At 68.1% G+C, this 24,262-nt stretch carries 24 protein-coding genes; 16 read left to right on the forward strand and 8 right to left on the reverse strand.

The window, feature by feature from the left end; all coding sequences use genetic code 11:
- The first annotated feature begins 571 nt into the window (after window positions 1-571).
- Window positions 572-1,333, forward strand: coding sequence for a hypothetical protein (locus tag ACLJPX_RS09030; protein WP_410599649.1), 762 nt, complete (start codon window positions 572-574; stop codon window positions 1,331-1,333).
- Between the two features lie 219 nt (window positions 1,334-1,552).
- On the opposite strand, the gene ACLJPX_RS09035 is transcribed toward ACLJPX_RS09030, so the two are convergent.
- On the reverse strand, window positions 1,553-1,912 hold the full coding sequence (locus tag ACLJPX_RS09035; protein ID WP_410599650.1) for a hypothetical protein: 360 nt from the start codon (window positions 1,910-1,912) through the stop codon (window positions 1,553-1,555).
- A 442-nt stretch (window positions 1,913-2,354) separates the two neighbouring features.
- Here ACLJPX_RS09035 and ACLJPX_RS09040 point away from each other — a divergent pair, with 442 nt between their 5' ends.
- From ACLJPX_RS09040 to ACLJPX_RS09080, 9 genes are read left to right on the forward strand one after another with little or no spacing between them, the layout of a single operon-like run.
- Entirely contained in the window at window positions 2,355-3,194 is an 840-nt protein-coding gene (locus ACLJPX_RS09040) for a hypothetical protein (protein WP_410599651.1), read from the forward strand.
- A complete protein-coding gene (locus ACLJPX_RS09045; RefSeq protein WP_410599652.1) occupies window positions 3,191-4,159 on the forward strand; it encodes a polysaccharide deacetylase family protein in 969 nt (322 codons plus the stop codon). Before ACLJPX_RS09040 ends, ACLJPX_RS09045 begins: the two co-directional genes overlap by 4 nt.
- Window positions 4,156-5,325: an O-antigen ligase family protein gene (locus ACLJPX_RS09050; RefSeq protein ID WP_410599653.1), complete on the forward strand. Its 1,170-nt coding sequence runs from the start codon at window positions 4,156-4,158 to the stop codon at window positions 5,323-5,325. The genes ACLJPX_RS09045 and ACLJPX_RS09050 overlap by 4 nt, the downstream gene beginning before the upstream one ends.
- Before the next feature lie 5 nt (window positions 5,326-5,330).
- Window positions 5,331-6,401, forward strand: a complete 1,071-nt coding sequence (locus ACLJPX_RS09055) for a glycosyltransferase (RefSeq protein WP_410599654.1) — start codon at window positions 5,331-5,333, stop codon at window positions 6,399-6,401.
- Window positions 6,398-7,273 carry a hypothetical protein gene (locus ACLJPX_RS09060; RefSeq protein ID WP_410599655.1) on the forward strand — a complete coding sequence of 292 codons (876 nt, stop codon included), beginning with the start codon at window positions 6,398-6,400 and terminating at the stop codon, window positions 7,271-7,273. Before ACLJPX_RS09055 ends, ACLJPX_RS09060 begins: the two co-directional genes overlap by 4 nt.
- Window positions 7,270-8,538, forward strand: coding sequence for a glycosyltransferase 87 family protein (locus tag ACLJPX_RS09065; protein ID WP_410599656.1), 1,269 nt, complete (start codon window positions 7,270-7,272; stop codon window positions 8,536-8,538). The genes ACLJPX_RS09060 and ACLJPX_RS09065 overlap by 4 nt, the downstream gene beginning before the upstream one ends.
- On the forward strand, window positions 8,535-9,971 hold the full coding sequence (locus tag ACLJPX_RS09070; RefSeq protein ID WP_410599657.1) for an oligosaccharide flippase family protein: 1,437 nt from the start codon (window positions 8,535-8,537) through the stop codon (window positions 9,969-9,971). The genes ACLJPX_RS09065 and ACLJPX_RS09070 overlap by 4 nt, the downstream gene beginning before the upstream one ends.
- Window positions 9,968-11,077 carry a glycosyltransferase gene (locus ACLJPX_RS09075; RefSeq protein ID WP_410599658.1) on the forward strand — a complete coding sequence of 370 codons (1,110 nt, stop codon included), beginning with the start codon at window positions 9,968-9,970 and terminating at the stop codon, window positions 11,075-11,077. The genes ACLJPX_RS09070 and ACLJPX_RS09075 overlap by 4 nt, the downstream gene beginning before the upstream one ends.
- The gene (locus ACLJPX_RS09080) at window positions 11,074-12,228 is read left to right on the forward strand and encodes a glycosyltransferase family 4 protein (RefSeq protein ID WP_410599659.1); all 1,155 of its coding nucleotides are present in this window, start codon (window positions 11,074-11,076) and stop codon (window positions 12,226-12,228) included. The genes ACLJPX_RS09075 and ACLJPX_RS09080 overlap by 4 nt, the downstream gene beginning before the upstream one ends.
- Here the strand turns inward: ACLJPX_RS09080 and ACLJPX_RS09085 are convergent.
- A complete protein-coding gene (locus ACLJPX_RS09085) occupies window positions 12,157-13,479 on the reverse strand; it encodes a putative glycoside hydrolase family 15 protein (RefSeq protein ID WP_410599660.1) in 1,323 nt (440 codons plus the stop codon). The two genes, ACLJPX_RS09080 and ACLJPX_RS09085, sit on opposite strands and share 72 nt — an antisense overlap.
- Window positions 13,461-14,876, reverse strand: a complete 1,416-nt coding sequence (locus tag ACLJPX_RS09090; protein WP_410599661.1) for an exopolysaccharide biosynthesis polyprenyl glycosylphosphotransferase — start codon at window positions 14,874-14,876, stop codon at window positions 13,461-13,463. The genes ACLJPX_RS09085 and ACLJPX_RS09090 overlap by 19 nt, the downstream gene beginning before the upstream one ends.
- A gap of 348 nt (window positions 14,877-15,224) precedes the next feature.
- Here ACLJPX_RS09090 and ACLJPX_RS09095 point away from each other — a divergent pair, with 348 nt between their 5' ends.
- Window positions 15,225-16,037 (forward strand): glycosyltransferase, encoded by an 813-nt coding sequence (locus tag ACLJPX_RS09095; protein WP_410599662.1) that lies wholly within the window; start codon window positions 15,225-15,227, stop codon window positions 16,035-16,037.
- 5 nt (window positions 16,038-16,042) lie between these two features.
- On the forward strand, window positions 16,043-17,365 hold the full coding sequence (locus tag ACLJPX_RS09100) for an NAD(P)/FAD-dependent oxidoreductase (protein ID WP_410599663.1): 1,323 nt from the start codon (window positions 16,043-16,045) through the stop codon (window positions 17,363-17,365).
- Window positions 17,366-17,835: 470 nt separating this feature from the next.
- On the opposite strand, the gene wecB is transcribed toward ACLJPX_RS09100, so the two are convergent.
- Complete coding sequence (gene wecB / locus ACLJPX_RS09105) at window positions 17,836-18,990, reverse strand: non-hydrolyzing UDP-N-acetylglucosamine 2-epimerase (protein ID WP_410599664.1); 1,155 nt, start codon at window positions 18,988-18,990, stop codon at window positions 17,836-17,838.
- 206 nt (window positions 18,991-19,196) lie between these two features.
- Between wecB and ACLJPX_RS09110 the strand changes: the two genes are divergently transcribed.
- The gene (locus ACLJPX_RS09110; RefSeq protein WP_410599665.1) at window positions 19,197-20,099 is read left to right on the forward strand and encodes a lysyl oxidase family protein; all 903 of its coding nucleotides are present in this window, start codon (window positions 19,197-19,199) and stop codon (window positions 20,097-20,099) included.
- A 249-nt stretch (window positions 20,100-20,348) separates the two neighbouring features.
- Here ACLJPX_RS09110 and ACLJPX_RS09115 read toward each other — a convergent pair whose 3' ends face one another.
- Window positions 20,349-20,699 (reverse strand): hypothetical protein, encoded by a 351-nt coding sequence (locus ACLJPX_RS09115; protein WP_410599666.1) that lies wholly within the window; start codon window positions 20,697-20,699, stop codon window positions 20,349-20,351.
- Window positions 20,700-21,015: 316 nt separating this feature from the next.
- Window positions 21,016-21,369, reverse strand: coding sequence for a hypothetical protein (locus tag ACLJPX_RS09120; RefSeq protein ID WP_410599667.1), 354 nt, complete (start codon window positions 21,367-21,369; stop codon window positions 21,016-21,018).
- Window positions 21,370-21,730: 361 nt separating this feature from the next.
- On the opposite strand from ACLJPX_RS09120, the gene ACLJPX_RS09125 reads away from it, so the two are divergent.
- Both ACLJPX_RS09125 and ACLJPX_RS09130 read left to right on the forward strand, forming a co-directional pair.
- Window positions 21,731-22,129, forward strand: a complete 399-nt coding sequence (locus ACLJPX_RS09125) for an STAS domain-containing protein (RefSeq protein WP_410600030.1) — start codon at window positions 21,731-21,733, stop codon at window positions 22,127-22,129.
- 48 nt (window positions 22,130-22,177) lie between these two features.
- Complete coding sequence (locus ACLJPX_RS09130; RefSeq protein WP_410599668.1) at window positions 22,178-22,405, forward strand: DUF6292 family protein; 228 nt, start codon at window positions 22,178-22,180, stop codon at window positions 22,403-22,405.
- A gap of 343 nt (window positions 22,406-22,748) precedes the next feature.
- On the opposite strand, the gene ACLJPX_RS09135 is transcribed toward ACLJPX_RS09130, so the two are convergent.
- Both ACLJPX_RS09135 and ACLJPX_RS09140 read right to left on the reverse strand, forming a co-directional pair.
- Window positions 22,749-23,006 carry a hypothetical protein gene (locus ACLJPX_RS09135; RefSeq protein WP_410599669.1) on the reverse strand — a complete coding sequence of 86 codons (258 nt, stop codon included), beginning with the start codon at window positions 23,004-23,006 and terminating at the stop codon, window positions 22,749-22,751.
- A gap of 196 nt (window positions 23,007-23,202) precedes the next feature.
- Window positions 23,203-23,397 carry a hypothetical protein gene (locus tag ACLJPX_RS09140; protein ID WP_410599670.1) on the reverse strand — a complete coding sequence of 65 codons (195 nt, stop codon included), beginning with the start codon at window positions 23,395-23,397 and terminating at the stop codon, window positions 23,203-23,205.
- A 551-nt stretch (window positions 23,398-23,948) separates the two neighbouring features.
- On the opposite strand from ACLJPX_RS09140, the gene ACLJPX_RS09145 reads away from it, so the two are divergent.
- Window positions 23,949-24,188: a hypothetical protein gene (locus ACLJPX_RS09145; RefSeq protein WP_410599671.1), complete on the forward strand. Its 240-nt coding sequence runs from the start codon at window positions 23,949-23,951 to the stop codon at window positions 24,186-24,188.
- Window positions 24,189-24,262 lie beyond the last annotated feature (74 nt).

Consider the following 24,262-nt stretch of genomic DNA (forward strand, 5'->3'; position numbering starts at 1 on the left):
GTGGTAATCATTCGATTTCCCTCTCGCGGTAAAGACACTCGTAAGAATGCCGTGATCGCGCACCACTTCAAATGCGGCAATCAGTCGACTAAGGTCGAGCTCAGCTGAAAAGCCCGACCTCCCGGTGCTGGGATCTGACACGAAAGCGTCGGCCGGGCGGAATTCAGCGAGAGGAGCGTCCCGGCGTGAGCAGCGCCGGGACGCTCTTTCGTTGACAGCGTCGCCTCCCCGAGCCCGGTTCGACAGAGCCTTGAGCCGTCGAACCCCAGTGCTCACACTCTCGCCTGCCAGTGAGAAGCAAGGCCGACGTTCGCTTCGCGGCAGTGCGAACCGGTGGACATTGTTGTCGCACAAGGACAACCGCCTCGATCACGACGTACCGCCGTCGGGTCGGTTCGCCCTGGAAGAACCACATGACGAAGGTACCGAACGGGTGCGATGGTTCCTCCGCACTTTTGCCCATGTTAGATCCGGGTAATGTCGTTGAGCGGGCGGACTTCCTGCCCGGAGTCGATTCTCGTGACTCAATTTCGTGTTAGGTATCACCAACCCGGAAAGGATCACAATAATCATGACTGAATTGCGCCGCTTGGCGCTCGCGGCGGCGGCCGCCATCCCGCTGTCCCTCGCCTCCGCCGGCATCGCGTCAGCCGACCTGGGCGATGGCCCCTGGACGGCAGGCACCTCCGAGACGTCGGTGACCTACGCCGGTATCGGTGGCGCCGGGACGATCCACAGTGATTCCGGCTACGACCACCACGGAAATCGGTGGACGGAGGAAAGCGCGGTTCTGGCAGGCCCCATGGGTGCCGTCGTGTGGCACAACGAGGAGTCCGACTTCGACACGAACGACCACTGGAACGTCGACGACAAGCCCGGTCGCCCGAGCCACTCCCACGGGAAGCGTCCGGTCGCCCATACCGACGGCGACGAAGTCTCGTCCACCCGTCCCGCGAAGACCCTCCCGGTCCGGGAAGCCCGCCCCGTCCGTGAAGTCCACCCCGTCCGGGACACGCACCCGGTCCGCGAGGCGCACCACGGTCACGTGGCCTACGCCGAGTCCACCAAGACGGCGGACGAGAACGGTGCGACCTCGTCGCATGTCGCCAGCCACGCCGGCGACAAGCACGCGATGTACGAAGCCAGTGATCTCTCGGCGGGTCCTGACGGGGCCGAATCCGAAGGTGTCAAGGCCGTCGCCAAGCCCGAGTACACCAGCTACCACAAGTGGAACATCTCGGCGGACGAGGACGGTGCCTCCACCCATGAGGTGAGCTCGGTCGCCGACGTGGACGACTGGAACGACGACCACGACACGTTCGACCGTCGATGAGCGGCGTAATTCAGTAGAAACACGCGAAGGCCCCCTTCCTTGCTAGGCCCAAGGAAGGGGGCCTTCGGTATGAGAGCTCACGGGCGTGGAAGTGGCCGGCTTCCCCGTGCGCGCACAGCAGGGAAAGGCGAAGTGCCCGGTACAGAGGGATCGCTCACCCCGTACCGGGCACTTCACACATGAATCGTCGGTTCCCGTGCACCCAACGGGTACCTGGACTCAGTTGTGCTGGGCCGACCCGCCGTCCAGCACGCTGCCCGCGGCGCAGTTGTACGGGGACTCGCCGCTGGCCTCGTGCGAGCCCGGCGAAAGGACCGGCACGCCGATGCCGTTGAGCGCGTCACGGACCGGCACCTGGACGCCGAGCACGTTCACGTTGTTGTCGCACGCACCGACCACGGCGTTGACGTTGTGCAGCACGTCGATGTTGTTCAGGTTGGCCAGTCCGACCTGCTCGCTCACATCGTGCGTGGGGTGGCCGTGGCCCTCCTCGTCCGGGGTTCCGGCGGACGCGATCCCGCCGGTCAGGAACGCTCCGGCCGCCATCGCGGCGGTGACGAAGCCGATCTTCTTCAGCATGAGTACCTCTCGAATCGGAATGGTGTCGGCGAGGCGCCGGGGAAAGGACGCCTCCGTGCCGCGGGGGCAAACGTACAGAGGCGAAAGCAGCTGTTCGCCGTCGTTCGCATCATCGGGTGGTGCTGAACGGCTGCTGACCGAGGTTCTTGTAGTCCGAAAGGGTATTGCCCGCGTTTGCCGTCGCGCGCTTTCCTGCCCTAAAATCGACCGCGGCCACAATCTTCGACGCATGTCGGTCACGCGTAGTACCTGACCGAAGATCAAGTACTGTCTTGACACACTTCCGTGCCGTCGGCGCCTTCACTAATTCTTTCCCTGCGTGACGAAAACGTCGATCCGTCCTTCGAAAGTGAGATTTCCGCTCCGCCTCTACGCTTTCCGAAAACCAGCGTGACGAGGCCGTCTTTCAGGCCGGTCCGCGTCGTGGGTATAGGAGCCGTTCGTGGTCGATTACGGGATACTCATCGCTTCCGCCACGTTGTACGCGATGGGGATCGTCGCCCAGAGCGTCGCCGCCCGGCGGGCCGGGCACCATCCGGGCACGGGGCTGGGGCTCCTCGCCCGTCTTGCCTCCGATCCCCTGTACCTGCTGGGGTTCGGCGGCCAGGTGGGTGGTTTCGCACTCGCCTTCTTCGCTCGCGAGTCGTTGCCGCTGTATCTGGTCCAGACCGCGTCGTCCTCGGCGATCGGCCTGGCCACCGTGTTCGGAATCCTGGTGCTGCGGTGGCGATTGCGGACCACCGAGACGGTGATGCTGATACTGATGGCGGTCGGCCTCGTCGTCCTCGCCGGTTCTTCGGAACCGTCGGTCGCCGCGGATCTCACGCCTGCCACGGCTCTGATCCTGACGGGCGTCCTGCTCGGGATCGGCGTCGCCATGACTCAGGTCGGCCGCACCACCACGTTCCCTCTCCCCGCGATCCTCTCCGGTACGGCGTTCGCCGTCGTGGCGATCACGAGCCGCACCTTGGCGCATCTGGATTTGGCGGCACTGCCGGGAAACCCGCTGACCTGGTTGATGCTGGCCGCCGCCGTACTCGGGCAGGCCTCGATGGCGGTCGCCCTGCAACGCGGCCTGGCGACCGCGGTCGTGGCCACGGCCGACGCCACGACGATCGTGTTGTCCTCCGTCACCGGCATCACGGTGCTCGGCGACCGGGTCGCCGAGGGAACCGAGAGCTGGGTCGCCCTCGGGCTCACCGCGGTGGTGATCGGTGTACTGGTGCTCGGTTCGCGATCACGGGCCACCACCCCGATCGACGCGATGGAGACCGTGGCATGACCGCGCGACCGCTGGCGAGTGTGTCGATCGATCTCGACAACCTGTGGGCCTATCTCAAGACACATGGCGACCCCGGCTGGCACCGGTATCCCAGTTTCCTTCCCACGGCCGTGCCTCGGCTGCTGGAGGTTCTCGGTGATCAGCGGCTGACGACGACGGTGTTCGCGGTCGGCGCCGACGTCGTGCGTGAAGACGGCGCCAAGGCTGTCAACGAGATCGCCGCCGCGGGCCACGAAGTCGGCAACCACTCGTTCGGCCACGAGCCCTGGCTGCACCGGTATTCACGTGACCGTCTCGAAGAAGAGTTGCGGCGGACCGAAGACGCGATCGTCACGGCGGGCGCGCCGCCCCCCGTCGGCTTTCGCGGACCCGGTTTCAGTGTCACGCGCGAGCTCATCGAGGTCCTGGAGGATCGGGGCTACGCCTACGATGCCAGCACTTTGCCGACCTGGATCGGCCCGGTGGCCAGGGCCTACCACAACCGCACCGCGCCCCCATCGGCCGACGACGGACGTGGCGAGCTGTTCGGCGGCTTTTCCCGGGTGCTGGCACCGGTTCACGCCTACCGCTGGCGGACGACCGCGGGCAGCACTCTGGTGGAACTGCCGGTGACCACGATGCCTTTGCTGCGCACCCCTATTCATGGTTCCTATCTCCTCCAGCTTCACGGAATCTCCCCTCGTCTGGCGCGCGCGTACTTCAAGACGGCGCTCCGGCTGTGCCTCGTCCGTGGCGTCGCGCCGTCCCTGCTCCTGCACCCGACCGACGTCCTCGGTGGCGCCGAAGCCCCCGGTATGGAGTTCTTCCCGGGCATGGCCATCCAGGGAAACCGGAAGGCCGCTTGGCTGGGCTGGGTTCTGAAGACCCTGCGCGAACACTTCGACGTCGTCGGCACCGGCGAGTACGTCCGCCGGACGGAGTTGCGGCGGGAGCGCGCGGTGACGCGGCTGGAGCCCCGAAGATGACACTACGGGTTCTCGCGTACGCCACGGTGGGGCTGGCGCCGGTCGAAGGTTACCTGACAGCGGTGAACGCTCACCTGGGCAAAGTCGCACCCGCACTGCTGATCGTCGCTTGGCTCGTCGTCCGCCTCCGAGAACGACGACTCCCCCGGCCGACCCCCTTGCACGCGGTGCTGGCACTTCTCGCCGTGACCGTGGCGACGACGGCCGCGATCCATTCACCTGGCGCGTTCACCGCGGAATACACGCTGCGCTGGCTGCCGTTCCTCATCGTCACCGCGGTTCTCGCCGATGTGGCCAGCCGCGAGGTCCCGATCCGGGGGTTGCTGCTGGCCATGGCCACGGGGGCCACGGTGGCCGGGCTCGGCGCGCTGTACAGCTTGATCGTCGACGGGGAGGCCCGGGCGAGCGGCCCGCAGTCGGATCCGAACGACCTCGCCTACTTTCTCGTCGCCGCGATTCCCGTCCTTTCCTTGTCGGGTAGGGCGTTGTATCAGCGGGTCATCGCCGCGCTCGGCGGTACCGTGCTGGTGGCGGGCGCGATGGCGACGTTTTCCCGTGGCGGTGCCCTGGGCCTGACCGCCGCGGTCGGCTGGCTGGCCTTGCGCCGGGTACTGCCGTGGCGCGCCCTCGCCGTCACCGCCTCGGCGGTCGCGCTGCTGGGGCTCGGGGCCGTCCATTTCGCCGGGCCGCAGATCGAGCGCGCGGTACAGGAAAAGAGTTTCATCGCGGCATCCAATGTGGACACCCGGGAACTGCGCTGGCAGGCCGCGGCCCGGATGGTCGCGGAACACCCGGCCTTGGGCGTGGGGCCCGGCGGCTTCCGCGAGGCCTACGCCGCCGAGTCGCACAACGCGGAGATCGACGAGCAGACACCCGTGGCGCACAACATGTATCTCGAGGTGGCCGCGGAACTGGGGCTGCCGGGGTTCGCGCTGTTCGCGTCGGTGATCGGCTTCGCCGGGGTGGCGAGCGAACGGACGATCCGGCTGATGGCCTTTTCGGGCCCCGGCCGGATCGAAGCCGTCGCGATCCAGGCGTCGTTGCTGGCCGTGCTGGTCGCCTCGACGTTCCTGTCCGAGCAGTACTACCTGCCGTTGTGGTCGTTGGCCGCGCTTGCCGTGGCGGCCGAAATCCGAGCTCGCCGACAAGATCGTGGAGAGGAATAGTGCCGATGCGTGTCCTGCACGTGATCAGTGAGATGGGTGCCGGCGGGGCCGAAACCCTCGTGGCGGGCATGGTGGCTCGCGCGGAGGAATACGGCTGGACGTCCGCTGTCGCCAGCAATGGTGGATTCCGCGCCGACGCGCTGGCCGACGACGGCGTGCGGACCTTCCCCGTACCGCTCGCCCTCCGCAGCAGGACGGGCGCGCTGCGGTCCGCGTGGGCGGTGCGCAGGGCGATCGCCGACTTCCGTCCGAACGCCGTGCTGTCCCACAACGTCGGTGCGAGCCTGGTCTCCCGGCTCGCGCTGATACCCGGACGACAGCCGCCGTTGGTGACCGTCTTCCACGGCGTCGCCGACCACGACCTCCGCGCGGCCGCTCGGATCGTGCGGCGCACCTCGGACCGCGTCGTCGCGGTCTCCTCCGCCACCGGCGACCAGCTGGCCGAAGCGGGTTTGAGCAACCTGACCGTGATCCGCAACGCCGTGTTCGCCCAGCGGCCGGTGTTCGGCCGCGCGAGAGTCCGCGCCGCGCTCGGGGTCGCGGACGGCACACCGGTCGCGCTCTGCCTCGCCCGGCTGGAGCCGCAGAAGCGCCACGACGTACTCCTGGACGCCTGGGCTCAGCTCGAAGGCGAGCCGGTGTTGTGGCTGGCCGGCGACGGGAGCCTTCGCGAGGAACTCGAGGTGCGCAGCGAGACCCTCGGCGGACGCGTCCGGTTCCTCGGCACCCGTAAAGACGTGCCCGACCTGCTCGCGGCGGCCGACGTGATGGTGCTGACCAGTGATTGGGAGGGGCTTCCACTGGCCGTGCTCGAAGCGATGGCGGCCGGGCGGCCGGTCGTCGCGACCGATGTCGGCGGCGTCCGTGACGTGCTCTCCGGCGGGGCCGGACTGGTGGTGCCGCCCGGTGACCCGGCGGCCGTCGCGAAAGCGCTGGGTCTGCTGCTGGAGGATCGGGCGGCCCGGGAGCACATCGCCGCCGAAGGGCTGCGCACCGTCCAACGGGAGTACGACGCGCACACCGTGATGAAGGCCTACGACGAACTGCTCCGGACCACGATCGAAGGTGGCCGGTGAAGAACCCGGCGGTGCGGACCGCCGTCATCAGCTGTGCGGCGGCGCTCGCGATCGGCGTCCTCGTGCTGACCGTGGGCCTGACCCGGGGAGAGCAGTATCAGGGCCGGGTCAGCTTGCTGGCCGAACCCTCCGGCCAAGGAGACGGCGCGACCGCACAGTACGGCGAGGTCGTCTCCCTTGCTTTGCCCGCGCTGGTCGAACTCGCCCGCAGTCCCTCGGTCCTGCGGGCGGCGGCGCCTGTTTCCGGCTTCTCACCGGAAGAACTCGGACGGCAGGTGTCGGTGGAGCTGGTCCCGGCGTCCGGACTGGCCCGCCTGTCCGTGCGGGCGCCGTCGGCGGGGCAAGCCGAAGCGACCTCGTCGGCACTGGGCAAGGCGATGATCGACGCGAACCTGCTGGCTCCGGTGGGGCGACTACGGCCGCTGGACTCCCGGCCCGACGTGGCCGTGATCGCGCCGGACGTGCCCTTGGTGGCCGGGCTGTCCTCGGTCGCCGCGGTGGCCGCGGGGCTCGCGGTGGCGGCGATCCGACGGCTGTCGCCGGGGAGGCTACGCGGTGTGGCGGGTTCAGTGCGCCGATCGCTGGCCGCGGCGGGAATCCACCGCCCGGTGGCGGTGCTGCGGGGCGATGACCCGGAAACCGCCGATCGGCTGGCCGTGCTCGGGCTCGCGGCCGGTTCGTCGCTGCGCGTGGTACCTGTCGCTCCGGAATTCAGCGAGGCGGCCGAGAAGCTGGCTGCCTCGCTCTCGGCCGACGGCAACGGAACCGGCGACGCCGTAGTGGCGGTGACCGGGCGGCGATACGACGAGCTGACCACGGTCGCCGGCCTGCTACCGTCCGGCGCCGTCCTCGTGGCGGTGGTGCTGGCGTGAGCACGAGACACCGCGTTGTCGTGCTCGTCGCGGCCGCCGTCGCCTTGGTCAGTGCCTGGCACGCACTCACGCCGTCCTGGCAGGTGCCGTTGCCGGATACGGCGAACCTGGCCGAGGAACGGCTGCAGGACTTCCGTGACGCGCTGTACTTTCCGATCCAGGAGTTCCTCGCGGGCGGCAACCCCTACGACCCGGCCGCGATGTTCGCTCACTGGCCGGTGCGGCAGGACTTCAATCTCTACCAGCCGTACCACCTGCTGATGCATCTGCCGTTCGCGCTGCCCGGCTACCGCGTGGGCGCGGTGGCTTTCACGGTGTTCGGCGCGCTCCTGCTGCTCGCGCTCGCGGTGACGGCCGCGCACGCGGTCCGGCGGCTGCTTCCCGTCCCGGTCGTGGTCACCACCGCGGTGGTCGCGGCGCTGCTGCTGACGAGCCAGGCCGGCAAGGCTCAGCTCTACGTCGGCCAGGTCAACCCCCTGATCGCGGTCGGCGCGGCGGGGGCGCTGCTCCTCCGGCGGGACCGGCCGGGCTGGGCGGCGTTGGCCCTCGCTCTCGCGTGGCTGAAACCTCAGTACGGCTTTCCGCTGGCAATCCTGTTGTACGCCAGGGGTTCACGGCGGGTGGCACTGGCCGGGACCGCCGTGGCGGCGGCCGCGAGCCTGCCGGTCGTGGTGCTGCTGGTGATCCGTGGCGGCGGGATCGGGGCGTTCCTCGACGTCGTCGTAGCGAATCTCAGTCACGCCACTGGCACCGACTACGGCGCTGTCGATTCCCCGACAGCGCAACGGATCGACGTCGCGGCCGTGGTGTTCCGGGTCACCGGCTGGGTTCCGCCCGGCATCGAGGTGACCGTCCTGGCCGGTGTGCTCGCCGCGAGTGTCCTGCTCGTGCGGCGGCTGGACCGTGCGGGATCGACGCCCGTCGCGGACCTGCTCACCTGTCTCGCCGTGGTGGTCTGCGTGGTGCATCAGCCCGGTGACGTGCTGATCACCGTGCCCGCGCTGGCGGCGGTGGCCGCGCTGTGGTGGCGAAACCGGGCCGGGCCGGGGTGGGGCGCGGCCGGGTTCGCGGTACTCGCGTCGGCGGTGCCTTTCGCGCATCTGTACATAGTGGACTCGGTAGTGGTTTCGGTGCTCGGCACGCGGGCGGCCGTCACGGTCGACGGGGTCGCCGTCGTCGCCGCGTGGTGCCTGCTCGCCGCCGCCGCCGTCCGGCTGACCAGGGCGCCCACCGCCCTGCCGGTCGCGGCCGGGAGCGGCGGATGACCGGCGACCTCGGTACCCGGGCGGTACGGGGTTCGCTGTGGCTCGGCGCCGTCAACCTGGTCAGCAAGAGCAGCCAGATGCTGGTCACCCTGGTACTGGCGGCGCTGCTGACCGAGGGCCAGCTCGGCGTCGTCGCACTCGCGGTGTCGCTGGTCAACCTCGGTCAGGTGGTGCAGTCGGTCGGTGTCTACGACGTGATCGGCCGCACCGAACGGGATCCGCGCCGGATGGCGGGCACGGTACTGACGATGAGCGTGGGCGCCGGGCTGGTCCTGGCCGTCGTCCTCGCCGCTGCGGCGGAGCCGATCACCGCGTTGCTCGGTGCCCCGGACGCCGCCGGGCTGGTCCGGCTGGCCGCGCTCGGCCTGCCGTTCTCGGCCGCGGGCGGGGTGCAGATGGGACTGATGCACCGGAAGCTGGACTTCCGCCGCCGCCTGCTGCCCGACGGCGGCAGCGCGATCCTCGGTGCCGTGGTGACGGTCGTGCTCGCCACCGGTGGCACCGGACCTCCCTCGCTGGTGATCGGTCTCGTGTGCACGGCCGTCGCTCAACCGCTGTTCGGTGCGCTGGCGGGCGGCGGAGTGCGGCCTCAGTGGGACACCGCCGCGGCGAGCGAAGCGCTGCGCTGGGCCGCGGTCGTGGGACCGGCCGCCCTGGTGGGAGCGCTGCTGGTCAACCTCGACTATTTCACGGTCGGGCACGTGCTCGGACCGGACGCGGTCGGCGTCTACTCGCTGGCCTACCGGCTCGCCTGGATCCCGTACATCATGGTGGCGGTCGTGCTGGGCGCCGTGGCCTTCCCGGTGTTCACGCGGTTGTGTCGCGAACGCGGTTCGCTGACGGAGGCCGTCACCCGATTCACCCGCGCCGTGCTCGTGGTCACCGGCGGCCTGTACCTCGTACTGGCCGTCCTCGCCGATCGCGTCGTCCTGCTGGGCGCGCGCTGGGCGGACGCGGCGGGCCCGCTGACGCTGCTGGCGGGATACGGCCTGGGGATCGGCCTGCTGCAGATCTGGTACCAGGCGGTGAAAGCGACCGGACACGCACGGCGGTACCTGGCGCTGGAATGCGCTCATCTCCTGCTGCTCGCGGCGGGGCTGGTGCTGATGACCCAGCTCGGGATCACGGCCGTCGCCGCCGTCCAGTTCGGTGTCGCCTGGCTGATGGTGCCGATCGCTTGGCGTGTACTGGCGGGACTCCGCGTCGCGCCACCGGCGCGCGAATTGGCCGGGATCTCGGCCCGGGTTCTCGGCGCGTGCGCGGTGGGCATGGTGCCCGCCGTTCTCCTGGCCAACTCAGGATTGTTCGGGCCCGCGGATTCGGTTCCGGGCGCTCTCGGTGAAGGCGTTGTCCTCCTCGCCGGATACGCCGGGGCGACGCTCGTGCTCCAGCGCGGCGAGCTGTCCGCGCTACGGCGAGGCGGGCCGCGGTGAAGATCGTGCACGTTTCCCAGCCGACGACGGCGGGAGTGGCCGTCGTCGTCCTGGACCTCGCGGTGGCACAGCGGGATCGGGGCTGGTCGGTGACCGTGGTGTGCCCGCCTTCCGGCTGGCTGGCCACAAGCGCCCGTGGCCTCGGCATCGACGTGCGCGGCTGGCGAGCGGCCCGCTCTCCCGGCCCCGGTGCGATCGCGGAAACGGTGCGCCTCCACCGGCTCTTGGCGGACCTGCGGCCGGAAGTCGTGCACCTGCACAGCTCGAAGGCGGGCCTGGCCGGGCGCGTGGCCTTGCGCGGTAGCCGTCCGACAGTGTTCCAGCCGCACCTGTGGTCCTTCGAAACCGCGCGCGGACCACTGCGCTGGGCGTCGGCCGCTTGGGAACGGGTCGCCTCCCGGTGGACCGATCTCGTCGTCTGCGTGAGTGACGACGAACTCGCCGCCGGTCAGGGCGCGGGCATCACCGCCGACGCGGAGGTCGTCTGCAACGGCGTCGACACGGCGAAGTTCTCGCCGGGGGACCGTGCGGCCGCGCGGCGGCGGCTCGGCCTGCCCGAAGAGGCACCGATCGCCGTCTGCCTCGGCAGGCTGGCCGAGCTCAAAGGACAGGACCAGCTCTTGTCCGCTTGGCCGGATGTCCTGCGGCGCGTTCCGAACGCGAAGCTCGTCCTCGCCGGTGACGGGCCGATGGGCGCCGTGTGGCGGGAACGGCATCCCGTCGCGACGCATTCTTCGGTGCGGTGGTCAGGCCATGCCGACGACTCCGCGGCGTTCTACACGGCCGCGGACGTCGTGGTGCTCCCGTCGCGGGCCGAAGGCATGGCGCTCGTGCCACTGGAGGCCATGGCGTGCGCCCGGTCGGTGGTCGCGTTCGACGTCGGCGGGATACGTCAGAGCGTCGCCGACGCGGGAGCCGTACTGCCGCCAGGTGATCTCGGCCTGCTCGCCGACGCGGTGGCGGCCCGGCTCGCCGACCCCGAACTGGCCCGGCGCGAAGGCGAACAGGGACGCCGCCGCGCGGAACTGTCCTTCGACCGGACCCGGATGACCGACCAGCTCGCCGTCCTCGTCGACAAACTCACCTCCACGGAGCGAATCCGGTGAAACGCATCGCCTATCTGCTGACTCAGGACCGGGGCGGTCCGGTGGACGTCACCGTGCGCCTCTCCTCGACCCTGCTCCACGAGGGTGTCGACGTCCGTGTCTTCGGTCCTGTCCCCGCCCGGGGAGCCGAATTGCTCGAGAGTCATCACGAGCACCTTCTCGTGGCGGGCAAACAGAACCTGTCCGCGGCCGGTCGTGCCCGGGCGGCGATCCGGGCGTGGCGGCCGGACGTCGTCCATGCCCAGGACCGGCGGGCGGGACTCGTGATCGCCGGCCTGCGCGCCGGGCCCGGCACCCGGCCGGCGCTCGTGCAGACCTACCACGGCGTCCCGGACGACGTGACCGAACCGTGGTTCCGTGACGCACCGAGCGCCGACGGGCCGTCCGCCTACACGCGAGCGGTCTTGACCGGGGACGCCGCGGTCGCGCGGGTGCTGGATCACACCATCGTGCCCGCCGAAGCGATGGGCCGGTTCCTGCGCCGACGGCTTCGGGTACCCGCGGGACGCCTCACGCGGATCGACAACTGCGTCGGACTGCCGGAGCCGAGCCCACCGGCGGGACCGGTCCGTCACCTGATCTTCGTCGGACTTCTGGTGGAGCGAAAAGGAATCCTCGACCTGCTTGCCGCACTCGCGTCGCTCGGTGTCTTTCCCCGCGATGCCAGGCTGACCGTCGTGGGTGACGGCCCGCAACGGGCCGAAGCCGAACAGGCCGCGCGGAAACCTCCCTTGTGCGGGCGCGTGACGTTCTTGGGCTTCCGGCCGGACGTTCCCGCGCTGCTGGCGAACGCGGATGCCTTGGTGCTGCCGTCCACCATGGAACAGCAGCCCCTCGTCGTGGCGGAAGCGATGGCGGCCGGAAAGCCCGTCATCGCCACCGATACCGGCGGTGTCGCCGACATGCTGGGGCCGGGCCATGTGGTGCCACCGGGCGATGTCCGCGCACTGGCCGCACGTTTGCGCGCGCTGTTCGCCGATCCGGCTCCGGCCCGGACCGGCGTCCTGCTCGCCGCGCGAGCCCGGCAACGGTTCGCACCGGAGGTCTGTGCGCGGCGTCATCTCGAACTCTACGAGTCGCTACTTCGGTTTGACCATCACCACCGCGTCGGCCGCCGCCAACTCGATGGTGACGGGCGGTGGCGGAGATGACGGCGGCGCCGACGACGCGGATGACGTGATCGGTGCGGGAGTCGTGGGCCGGGTGGGCGGACTACCCGCGGGCACAAGACCTTCGGGAGGTGTCACGATCTGTGTCGTCGAGGTCGGGTTCACGGCGACCCAGCCACTGGTGAACGTCCGGGTCCAGACCCCGTTCGGCTGGCGGCCGGCGGCGTCCACCGCTTCTCCGAGACCGCTGCCCTGCAGTTTCGACCATTCGGGATCGCGGTAGTCGTCCGTGGTCGCCGGGGTCCAGCACGTCCGGGGACCCGCCAGCAGCGCCGCGCTGGCGTATCCCGCCCTGTCCTGCTGAGCCGACCTCGTCCGGGTGACCAGCAGCAGCAGGGACTCACCGAGCGCGGCTTGGGCTCGTAGCTCCTGGAACTCGTTGCCACGGAAGGTGAGCAGGCCGCCGCTCCCCCCGTTCTCGCGGAAGCCGAAGTTCTCCTCCATGGCGCCGCCGAACCGCGAGTGCGCCGTCCACCTCCCCGGCAGCAGGTGGGTTTCGGACACGTTCGGTACGAACAGTTTGCCCGCTTTCTGGAGCGCATCACCCACCAGTGACAGGAAGGCGTCGAGGCCGTCACGCAGCTTCCGGTCGGTTTCGGCCGCGGTCGCGGTGCCGGTGAGGATCGCCGACGAGTAGTGGCTCAACGAGTTGAAGTCGTTGTCGGCGAGGATGCCGTCCCAGCCTTCACGGGTCACCTCCGTCACCACGGCGGACTTCCAGGCCTGCTGGTAGGCCGCGTCCCACACCGTCATCTGCCAGTGTTTCGGGTATCCCCGCCACTCGATGCGGCTGCCCCGGGTGTCGGTCGCGAACCACTCCGGGTGCGCGCGCTGTGCCGCGACGTAGCCGATCCCGCTGGGCAGGAACTCCGCGTCCTCGCCGCCGTTCACCGCGCCCGCGTAGTTGCGGGTGCTGGACAGGTCCTTGTACACCAGCACTTTGATCCGAGGGTTGAGCTCGCGAAGTTTTCGCATGGCCGGGGCCTGGTCGGCGTTGAGCACCACCACGTCGTAGCGCCGCGCGGCCAGTTCGAGGTCAGCTGCCGTCGGAGGCTGTCCGATCCCGTACCACCAGGCGCACGGCGCCAAGGGTTTCGGCGGCGGCGCCGACACCTCGTCGGCCGAACTCGAGGTGCATCCGGCCACGCACCCCGCGGCCAGTACGAGCGCGGCACATCCGGCGAAAAGCCTGGTCGCCGTCGGGTGATCGCGCCTCAGCGCTGCTTTCGGCACCACAGTTCTCCCACCGTGAGGATGATGATCTTCAGGTCCAGCCAGAGCGACCAGTTCGCGATGTAGTAGTTGTCGTAGCGTGCCCGGTCCGCGATCGAGGTGTCCCCGCGGAGGCCGTGCACCTGCGCGAGGCCGGTCAAGCCGGTGGGAACCCTGTGCCTGGCCCAGTACAGATCATGGACGGCGGAGAACTCTTCGACGAACACCGGTCGCTCCGGGCGCGGGCCGACGAGCGCCATGTCCCCGCGCACGACGTTCCACAGCTGCGGTATTTCGTCCAAAGAGGACTTTCGAAGAAACCGCCCGACCGGGCCTACCCGGCGGTCCCCCGCCACCGACCAGCGCGTCTGCGAATCGTCCACAGTGTCCTGTCGCACGCTGCGGATCTTGTAGAGCAGGAAGGTCCGGCCGTTCACCCCGACCCGCACCTGGCGGAAGATCACCGGGAACCCGCTCTCCACCACGACAGCCAGTGCGCATACCGCGATGACCGGCGCCAGGACACCGAGCGCGGTGGCCGCCAAGGCGGCCTCGAGCACCCGCTTGATCCGCCAACTGGGCCGACGGGTCGGCGCGCCGGCCAGCCACACCAGCGGATGACTGCGTAGCCGGTCGGTCCCTGACCTGTCCGGGTAGAGCGCCGGCAAACGAGGCAGCACCAGCGCGACGCAACCGAATCTCTGCGCCGTGACCGCCGCGTCGACGACCGCGCTGTCGCTCTCACTCGAGTGAGCGAACACGACCGTCCCCGCGTGATGGCGGGTGATGGCTTCGGCCAGGCCCTCGTGGATCACCTCCACCGGGAGGTGCTCGTTCCGCGGGTCCGAGTCGGAGGGAACGAAGCCGACCGGCAGCAGCCCGAATTCGGGATGCCGCAACATGGTCCGGATCAGTTCGCCGCCGCTCTCCCCCGCTCCCACGACGATGGCGCGGTCACACCTCCGGAGCCGTCGGCGTCCCCACCGGCCGAGCGCGAAAACCCACGGCCGGGCGCATTCACTGAACAGGGCGAACATCACCACGAGTTCCTGCGCCGCGGACATCCCGTGCGCCCGCGGGTCGGCCACCAGCGTCAAGCAGGCCACCAAGGTGAACGCGATCCCGGTCGTGGCCACCGATCGCGGCAGGTCCTGCAACCAGGAAAGCCACAGGCGGCGCCGATGAACTCTCCCGGCGACCCGCGCGATCCCCAGTGCCGCACCGGCGACGATCGCTTCGAGCAGGTCTGCTCCGGTCAGCACGGTCGCCGCCAGCCAAGCACCGAAATCGACTGCCAGCAGCAGAAACGCCACGGCGTTGACCCTCGTCAGCAACGGCCGTTTCCGTTTCGGGACAGACTTGCGCCGTCGCTGACCCGGCAGCACACCGGCCGGGGCCGGCGTTCTCAATTCGGTCACCGCCGCCACCCTTTACGGAATACGCGGAAAATCCGCGTGTCGCACGTCCCACATCTCCTGGTTTCTTCCGCTATGGTCATTCCCCGCCTCCGGCAAAGCTCATCCATTCGGGGTCGGTACGGTTCCGTCGACGAGCGCTTACCTTCTGTTGCAAGGCAAAGGCACGATCGGGGAACTCGGTGAACCCCGTTGAGCTACGCAGGTGAACGCCACGTAGTCGCACGTTTGACCCTCCTTTCGGGGGACCTTGGGAGGCCCTAAAGAAAGGGCTCAACATAGCCGAATATGAGCTGTCGGCCGAATTGAGGTTTACGGCCGCAGACCATATCGAGTCGCCGAAGGGGAACCGTGGCAGTGGAGAAGACCGCTCTGGCCACCAGAGCGGAACCAGAACCGAACGCGAGAACAGGCGGACGCGCGCACGTGGTCCTGCCCGCGTTCAACGAAGAAGCGGCCTTGCCCGCCCTGCTCCGGCGACTCGCCGACGTGGCGCTCACCGAACAGCTCACCGTCTGGGTCGTCGACGACGGTTCGTCCGACCGTTCCGCGGCGGTGGCGGAGTCCGGTTTCGGCGGGCTCGAGGTACGCGTCGTGCGGCACCCGGTCAATCTCGGATTGGGCCGCGCCGTGCTATCCGGGCTCCGCGCGGCGCTGGGAGAGTCGGGTCCCGACGACATCGTCGTGGTCATGGACGCCGACGACACTCACGATCCCGGGCTGATCAGCTTGCTGCAGGCGGAGATCGCGACCGGTTCGGACGTCGCCATCTGCTCGCGTTTCGTCCAGGGCGGCGACGATCGGACCGCTCCGATCGGCAGGCGGCTGCTCTCCCGCGGGGCGGGCCAGCTCTTCCAGCGCGCGCTCGCCGTCGAGGGAGTCCGCGACTTCACCAGTGGCTACCGCGCTTACCGTGCCACACTCCTGAAGAGGGCTTCCGACCACTGGGGTGAGCGGCTCATCGAAGAACAGGGTTTCGCCTGCATGGTGGAACTGCTGCTCAAACTCCGCCATTGCAGCCCGGTGATCACGGAGATCCCGCTGGCGTTGCGCTACGACCGCAAACAGGGACCGAGCAAGCTGAAGCTCCGTCGGACGATCCTGCAGTACGTGAAATTGCTCGCCCGCGATCGGCTCAGCCCGGCGCCCTTCCGGAAGCTGTGAACCTGGTGACGACCTCCTCCTCACACGTCGCGGTGATCGGCGGCGGCATCTGCGGCCTGGCCGCCGCCCACCGGCTCGCCCGCCACGGTGTCCGTGTGACGCTGCTGGAAGCCAGTGACCAGCTCGGCGGCCTCGGAAGTTTCTTCGCTCATCAGGACCAGTGGGTGGAGCGCTTCTACCACTGCGTCATGCCGACCGACGACGACCTCCTTCGGCTGCTGGAGGAACTGGGCCTGAAAGACTCGGTCCGATGGCGCAAAACGACCATGGGCATGGTCGTCGACGGCAAACGGCACCGGTTCAACTCGGCACTCGACCTGCTGCGGTTCACACCGCTCCGCTTCCACGAGAGGGTGCGGTTCGGTGTCGTGTCGCTGTTGTTGCGACGATCGGGGCGTGGACGGGACCTCGACACACTCCGCACCGAGGACTGGTTGCGCGGGCTCTACGGCCGTCGCGTGTGGGAGGAGCTCTTCGCTCCGATGTTCGGTTCGAAGTTCGGCTCCTCATTCGGAGATGTTCCCGCCCTGTACCTGTGGCAACGGCTGGGGCGCGAACGGAACGTCGCGACGCGGGGGTACCCCGACGGCGGCTACAAGGCGATCATCGACGCGTTGCGCGCGGCCATCGAGGGCGCCGGCGGAACCGTCCGCACTTCTGTGCCGGTCCATCGGTTGCACAGCACCGCCGACGGCAGTTCCCTGACCCTGAACGACGGTGAAGTACTCACCGTCGACCGGGTGATTTCGACGGTGCCCCTGCCAGTACTGCACGGACTCGCCGACGAGGAACTCGCCGCCCGCCTTCCCCGGACCGAACTCGCCTATCAGGGGGTGGTCACCGCCGCGTTCTTCCTCCGCCGCCCGCTGACGGGGCACTACTGGACCCCCGTGCTGCGCTCGGGCACCGGGTTCGACGGCGTGGTCGAGATGTCCGCACTCGCCGGCCCGGAAGCCTACGGGGGCTCCCATCTCGTCTATGTCATGCGCTACACCGACCGCGCTTCGCGGCTCTTCGCCCGTGATACGGCCGGGATCGCCGCACAGTGGACGGCCCAGCTCATCGACCTCTTCCCCGAACTCACGACGGACGATGTCGAGGAGGTGCGGGTGTTCAAGGCGCCGTTCGTCGAACCGGTCTACCCACTGGGCTATCTCGCGCGGCGACCACCCACCACTGTGGACGGAACGGGCCTGCGGCTGGCCACCACCGCGCACGTCTACCCGGACGTGACGAGCTGGAACTCGAGCGTCAAGCTCGTGAATGACGTGACCGACCGGCTCCTCGACGACCTCGGACGGCGTGAGGTCGGAGCACGGGTACCGTGACCCCGTGGTCGTGAGTGGCGATTCGTGTTCTTGAGGGGTAAGGAAAAGGTGGTGTTGTGGCTGAACCCAAGGTGAGCGAAGGCGTGACTCGCGTGATCGGGGACGGATCTCTCGTGATCAGAAGGCGAACTCCGTGAACGCCTCCCGATCACGCGAGATCCGGCTCCAATCACTCGTGATCCGTCTCTGATCACGGGTGATCGCCGCCCGATCACGCGTGAACGCCCCTCGCGCCCGAACACGAGACGTTTGACCTTGTCTCAAGAGAACCCGAAACGCCACTCACGGCCAACCCGCCGCCGATCCCGGCCAGCGTGAAGGCCACACCAGCCTTTCCGGGGGGGTCGCGAAAGCCACTTTCGAGACGTCTGATGTCCCGAAAGTGGCTTTCGCGACACAGCCGCTCGGCATCTCCCACGAACACGCCACTTTGACTTACCCCTCAAGAACCCGAATCGCCACTCACAACCTCATACCAGCGGGAACCTAGCTTCGATCGCGTTCGCGATCCGGCGGCAAGCCGAGCCGTCCCCGTACGGCGAGGGGAGGCGGCTGAGTCGCGCGCGGTGCCCCGCGACGTCGTTCAGCCAAACCGCGGTCTCCACCCCGATAAGCGGTCCGGGCGGAACCAGAACGCCGAACAGGCCGGAGATTTCGGGGCGCTCGGTGCTCCGCCGCACCACGACCACCGGGCGTTTCAGCACGCTCACCTCTTCCTGGATGCCACCGGAATCCGAGACGATCACGGCGGCTTCGGCGGCCAGGGCGAGGAACGCGGGATAGGCCTGGGGTTCGAGAACCAGAAGCGGCTTCAGAAGCCTGGTCAGCCCGAACCGTTCCACGCTCTTGCCGGTCCGGGGATGCAACGGGAACACGACCGGGAGCGGCAGCTCACCGAACTCGCGCAGGATCTCCGCCAGTCGCTCGGGATCGTCGACGTTCTCCGGCCGGTGGATGGTGGCGAGGACGTACTCGTCCCGATGGAGTCCGCGAGCGGCCAAGACGTCGGCACGATCCCCGGCGGATGGGAGCGCCGCCCGCAGTGCCTCGACGACGGTGTTGCCCGTGACGACAATCCGCTCGGAGGGGATGTTCTCGGCCAAGAGGTTCAGCCGGTTGAGATCGGTCGGAGCGCAGCAGAGATCGGCGACATGGTCGATCAGGACCCGGTTGTGCTCCTCGGGCATCGCACGGTCGTGACTGCGCAGCCCGGCCTCGATGTGCACCAGCGGGAGTGCGCGCGCGTTGGCGGCCAGCGCGCCGGCGAGCGCGGACGTCGTGTCGCCCTGCACCAGCACGACCGGGTGAGAGTAGGCATTCAGGACCTCGTCGATTGCGCTGATCGCCTCACCGAGCTGCGCGCCACGTCCGGCGGAGGTCACCCCCAGTTCGTGGAACTGCTTCGAGGGAGGCAAGTCCGCCCGGATACGCGAGTACAGTGAGTCGTCGTAGTGCTGTCCTGTGTAGACGATCGCACCGTTCTCCCCGAAGTGACGCATCAGCGGCGATAGCTTGATGAGTTCCGGCCGGGTCCCGCAGACCAGCACGACACCGCCTGCCGTTTGTGAGCGCGACGCACCTCGGTGATCCGTCTTCGGTGCACGGAGGTCGGCGGCGATCGACATTCGGACGTCCTTTCGGAGCGGGTTTTCACGCACGCTACTCACCGAACCCACGTTCATGGTGACAAAATCAATCCATGGTGTGATCCGGTTACATGTTTCACCAGAAAAGTAATTACTCGAATAGGGTCAACCTGTCGAAGATGTCAGCACAGAACGGGTCCATCCCTTTGCTCAAGAAATACGTCTCACTCGCCGCGGTGATACTCATGACGGCCGTGACGACCGCCGTTCCCAGCTCCGACGCGTCACCGCAAGTCCTGCTACCCGACCTCCGCCAGGCTCCCCCGGGCTGCGCCGGAGGGTTCTCCGGGGACGTCCTGAAATGCGTCGACTGGGACGTGTGCATGGTGATCGATCCGGCTGCACCGAACGGCCGCTGCGTCCTCCCCGCCGCCGCGCAAGCCGTCAGGCTGAGATTCACCAGCTCGGAAGAGAACATCGGTGACGGACCCCTGCTGCTCTACGGCCGACGCGGTGACACGGCGCAGAACCGCATGACCGTCCGGCAAGCTCTGCGCAACGCCGCGGACGGGTCGATACCGTCGAATCACGACGAAGCGCAACGCTCCACCCGCACCTTCACCTACTACGAACCGGCCATGGACCACCAGCATTGGCACCTGATGAACTTCGAGCATTTCGCACTCGTCTCGCCACAGGGGAAAACCGTCGTCACCGACCGCAAGAACGGCTTCTGCCTCGGCGATCGCTTTCGTGTCGCGGACATCGACAAGCTCGGGCGGGTCCCTGGCGAATCCGGCCCTGACGCGGAACTCGCCCAGCGCCTGCGAGCGAACAAATGCCGCCATCACGAACCGGACGCACTCGACGTGGTCGAAGGAATCTCCGTCGGATCCGGTGACGACTACAAGTACGACGTCGACTTCCAGTGGCTGGACATCACCGATGTGCCGTCGGGAACCTACGACCTGGTGAACACCGTGAACGACGACCGGACCCTGGCGGAGTCGAACTACGGCAACAACTCCTCGTCCATCGCCCTGTCCATCGAATGGCCGGGCGGGGCACCGGGCCTGCACGAGGTCCTCCCGCGAGGCCCTGTCGTCAAGTTCCTTCGCAGTTGCCCCGGACGGAAACGGTGTGGCTGACCCGTTTTGCAACTCAGGGAACAACGCCGTCCCGGATCGGATGACTCGAGTCGCGACGACGAAGACCTATGGGCAGAATTTTGCTCAGTCGCTGTTCGGGGCGGCGAAAAGCGGTGAGGTCAGGCGGCCCGGGCCGTGCCGGGAGCCTGACCTCACCTGCGGTACACCGCAGAGGGCAGTCAGCTTCCGCCGCACGAGAAAGCCGCCGCACGGAGGGGCATCCGTGCGGCGGCTGTTTCGCGGGATCGGTCAGTTTTCCTGGACGGTCCCGCCGTCGACGATGCCGCCACCGGCGCAGTTGTCCGGAGTAGCACCCTCGGCCTCGGTCTCACCCGGGGACAGGACCGGCACGGCGATACCCTCGGCGACGTCACGCACCGGGACCTGAACCCCGAGCACGTTCACGTTGTTGTCACAGACACCACCGACGACGTTCAGGTTGTGCACCGCGTCGAGGTTCTGCACGTTCGCCAAACCCAGCTGACCGTTGTGGTCCACCGGCTGACCCGCCACAGTGACACCGGCCGCCGAGGCGGACCCGCCGGCGATCGCCATTCCGGCGGCCAGAGCGGTAGCGACGAACCCAAGCTGCTTGATCACAGAAAAACTCCTAGAGGAACCCGCCGGATGAAACCCGGCGAGGGGGAACCCGGGCGGCGAACTTCGATTCGCCGCACCCAGGGATATCGACTATCGTGCATTTCACGCTGGATGGGGCCGGTCAACTCCTGGGCAGGATGAACCGGCCCCACCCGTGCCGGCGTCGCTTCGCGTCGCAGCGGGCCCGGAATACGCAGCGGAGTGTGCATCTCTTCTCCGTGTTCCGGGCACGCCTCACGACTCCGATGCGCCTCGCCGGATCCCCTGCCTCGGCCGGCTTCCGCACACACAACGGGCAGCCTCGGCAGAGAAGTTACTAGTTGCCTTGGAAAGTTCCGCCGTCGGTGATGCCACCGGCGGCGCAGTTGTACGGGGACTCGCCACTGGCCTCGTGCGCACCCGGCGACAGGATCGGCACACCGATGCCGTTGAGCGAGTCACGGATCGGGACCTGGACCCCGAGCACGTTCACGTCGTTGCCGCACACGCCCAGCGTGCCGTTCACGTTGTGCAGCGCGTCGATGTTGTTCAGGTTGACCAGGCCGACCTGCTCGCTCACGTCGTGGCCGTAGTCGTAGTAGTCGTCGGGGGTGTCCGCGGACGCGACCCCACCGCCGACGAAGGCGCCGGCGGCCATGGCGGCCGCGACGAAGCCGATCTTCTTCAGCATGGATTCTCCTTGAAAGGCGATTGCATCGAACAGGACGGCAATAGAAGTGTGTTTCGTCCTGTGTCACGGAAACGTACTGAGGTCGCCCGCTCTTTTCCACGCCGATCCACCATCGTGTGGGCACCGCGGACCCCTGACCGCGCAACCGGTGGTCCAATCGGGTAATGCTCCCCTTGCCCACCAGAGGAATTCGACGCGGAGCACGAGCACGGCTCTTTTCTTGTAGCACAAGGATCACCGGACACCCAAGAGACTGAGTCGGCTCACCACCGCTTGCGAAATCCCGAGAGCCGGTTTTACCGTGACGGCCCGGGTTACCACCAGTGTTCCCTCACGGGAACGCGAGAGTCATCGGGTGCGCATGGAAAGAATCTGGATGCCGGGCCTCGCGTCCGCGGCAACTGTGCGGATGTCGTGTTCACCGGAGGGTCCGGCCGTCATCGCCTTGACCGGTGAACTGGATTCGCACACCGCCGTCGTCGTGGAAATGGCGGTCGCGACGGCACTCGCCCGAAGCCGGGGAATTCGAGCGATCGTGATGGATCTCGCCGAGGTCACTTTCCTGAGTGTGGCCGGCATTCAAGCGCTGCATGCCGCCGTCGATCAAGCCGCCGCCAAGGGTGTCACGCTCCGGACAGCGCTCGGCCCGCACTCCGTCGCCTATCGCGCGATGGTCACCACCGGCATGATCGCCGTTCTCGATCACTACCCCGACCGGCACACCGCCCTCGCCGTGGCAGACCTTCGTTCGGTGAACTGACGCCCGGCCTGCCGGAGCTACAGCGGCTAGGTTTGAAGCCGTCACCCAGTGGTCATTCTGTGCACCGAGGAGCTCGGGATGCACGGCGACGCCTTCTACGCTCAACTCGAACCGACGGCTGGCGCCTACATCGCCCTGGACCGGAGACTGCCCGATCATCCCGACCAGGATGTCGCGCTGGTATGGGACGAGCGGTACGGCTGGTCCCTGGCGCTCGAGACGAACAGCAGCGAAGACCCAGTACGGCTCCGACCGGGATCGGGGAATGCGATGTGACCCTCGCTGAGCGCCTGACGGGGTGCTTACGCCCTGTCATGATCATGCGCAGGACCCAGCCGACTCCGTTGATGTCATTGAGTTGGGTGCGTGCGCACGAGCGACCTCACCGTAAACGGTGATCCAGGTGTAAGGCATCGGCCGGCGGGGAAGTCCGGTCGCATGACCCAGATGGCCGGCACACGCGTGGGGATGACCGAAACGACCGGACGGTCAGGTGAGATCGCCGCCCTTCGGCGAATGCTGCTCGCATTCGGTGTCGGGGGAGCGATGGGATGCCTGTTATGGATGGCGATCTGGCTGTCGACCCAGTTGTGAGCCAGCGCCTGGCGGCGTTCTGTCGTCACGTTCGGAAGCGCAGATACCGCATCCCCACGGCTATCGCGGCGCAGAACACCAGCCCGACGATGACCAGGACTCGACGTGCACCCTTCGGTTTCGGCTCCCGAGCCTCCATCGACACCCCGAAACCCAGTAGCGCGCCGAACAGCACGCCGATGACACCCCCCGTCACCGGGTTCAACCAACTCACTTCAGCGTCGGTCGCGGAGCCGTACCACGCACCCAACGCGCCGAAGACCGCGGCCGGGACCGTGGTCATCACTCCACCGTGACCCGCTATCCAGCGTCTGCGTCGGTGTCGCCGTTCTACCGGGGCAGCCTGTTCATCCACTCGACTAGACATGACCGCATGCTTCCCGATCCGGTCGCCCCTCAAACCGGCCGATCTTGGCGGCATCACCTGACCTTCTGACACCGGGCAATCCTCCGGACGGCCATCACCCGGACACAGGCGCTCACTTCAGGCATCGCGCAGCTTCGGTAAACTCCACACCACCCTCCTCGGCGCACAACGCCAACAAGGAAGCCGCAGTGCGATCGTCGATCTCGTGCCGTCGCATCAGTGTGCTCTTGGCCTGCTCGATCGCCGCCATCTCTCGCCACAGCAGCGCACGCCACTCGGCGTCATCAACCTTCGCCTCTGTCGCCATAGGTCGAGGATCTCGCAGTCGCACCTCTTCCGGAACCCCGTTCGAGGAGGGTGACCAGGACGAGTGAACCCTGATCACGATCGGCCTAACGGCTGGTGAAATCCCTGGAGCGATCTGACTCGGCGTACACGGCGCTCTCCGGCCGGGCGACCTCCACGGACAGCCCTGATTCGCTGCGGTCTTCGCAGGTCAGCCAATCGTCCTAAGTGGACTCTCACGATGGCGGGACAGTACGGCCTCGGGGTGATCGAGAGTGAGCCGGTACACGACCGAGTTGCCGCGGTCGTGCCCGGCGGCAGCGAACCGTTCGTGGCTTTCCTGTGGCGCGTGATCAGTCCGGGTAGTCCACGCTCATCCCCCGCAGGCCCGTGGTGTCCTGGGGGCAGTTCACCTTCGATTCCTCGTTCTTGTTCGCCCAGGCGCCGAAGTACCACCGGTATGCGGGTTGGGTGTGCGTACGGCACTCCGCAGCGGCTCGGTGTGCGCGCTGGGTGCACTTCGACGAAACCGCCCAAGAGCCTGTACTCCGCCACACCCTGCAGTCGGGTGGGATGGCCTGGGTCGACGCGGACACGGCTGGTGCCGCGGTCACCAGCAGGCCCGCGACCATCGCCATCACCGCCGCCGTGGCCGCCCTGGTCGCGGTTCCTGCTCGCACTGTTGGCCGGATGCCCATCAAGTCCTCCCTCACGGTGGCGAGGTCCAGCGGATCCGGACTCACCACCGGCTTCACGCACCTGCCGACGAGGTCGTTGCCGCCGCCAAGCGTGATCACCCGGATGGAGTCGTGATATTCGGCGCCGACGAACTGGTGGCCCTCCGGGGAGCAGTGGAGGCCGGAATCACGCTGGCGTGGCGCACAGCC

The organism is Amycolatopsis sp. lyj-90 (genome assembly GCF_046549035.1).
Lineage (GTDB): Bacteria > Actinomycetota > Actinomycetes > Mycobacteriales > Pseudonocardiaceae > Amycolatopsis.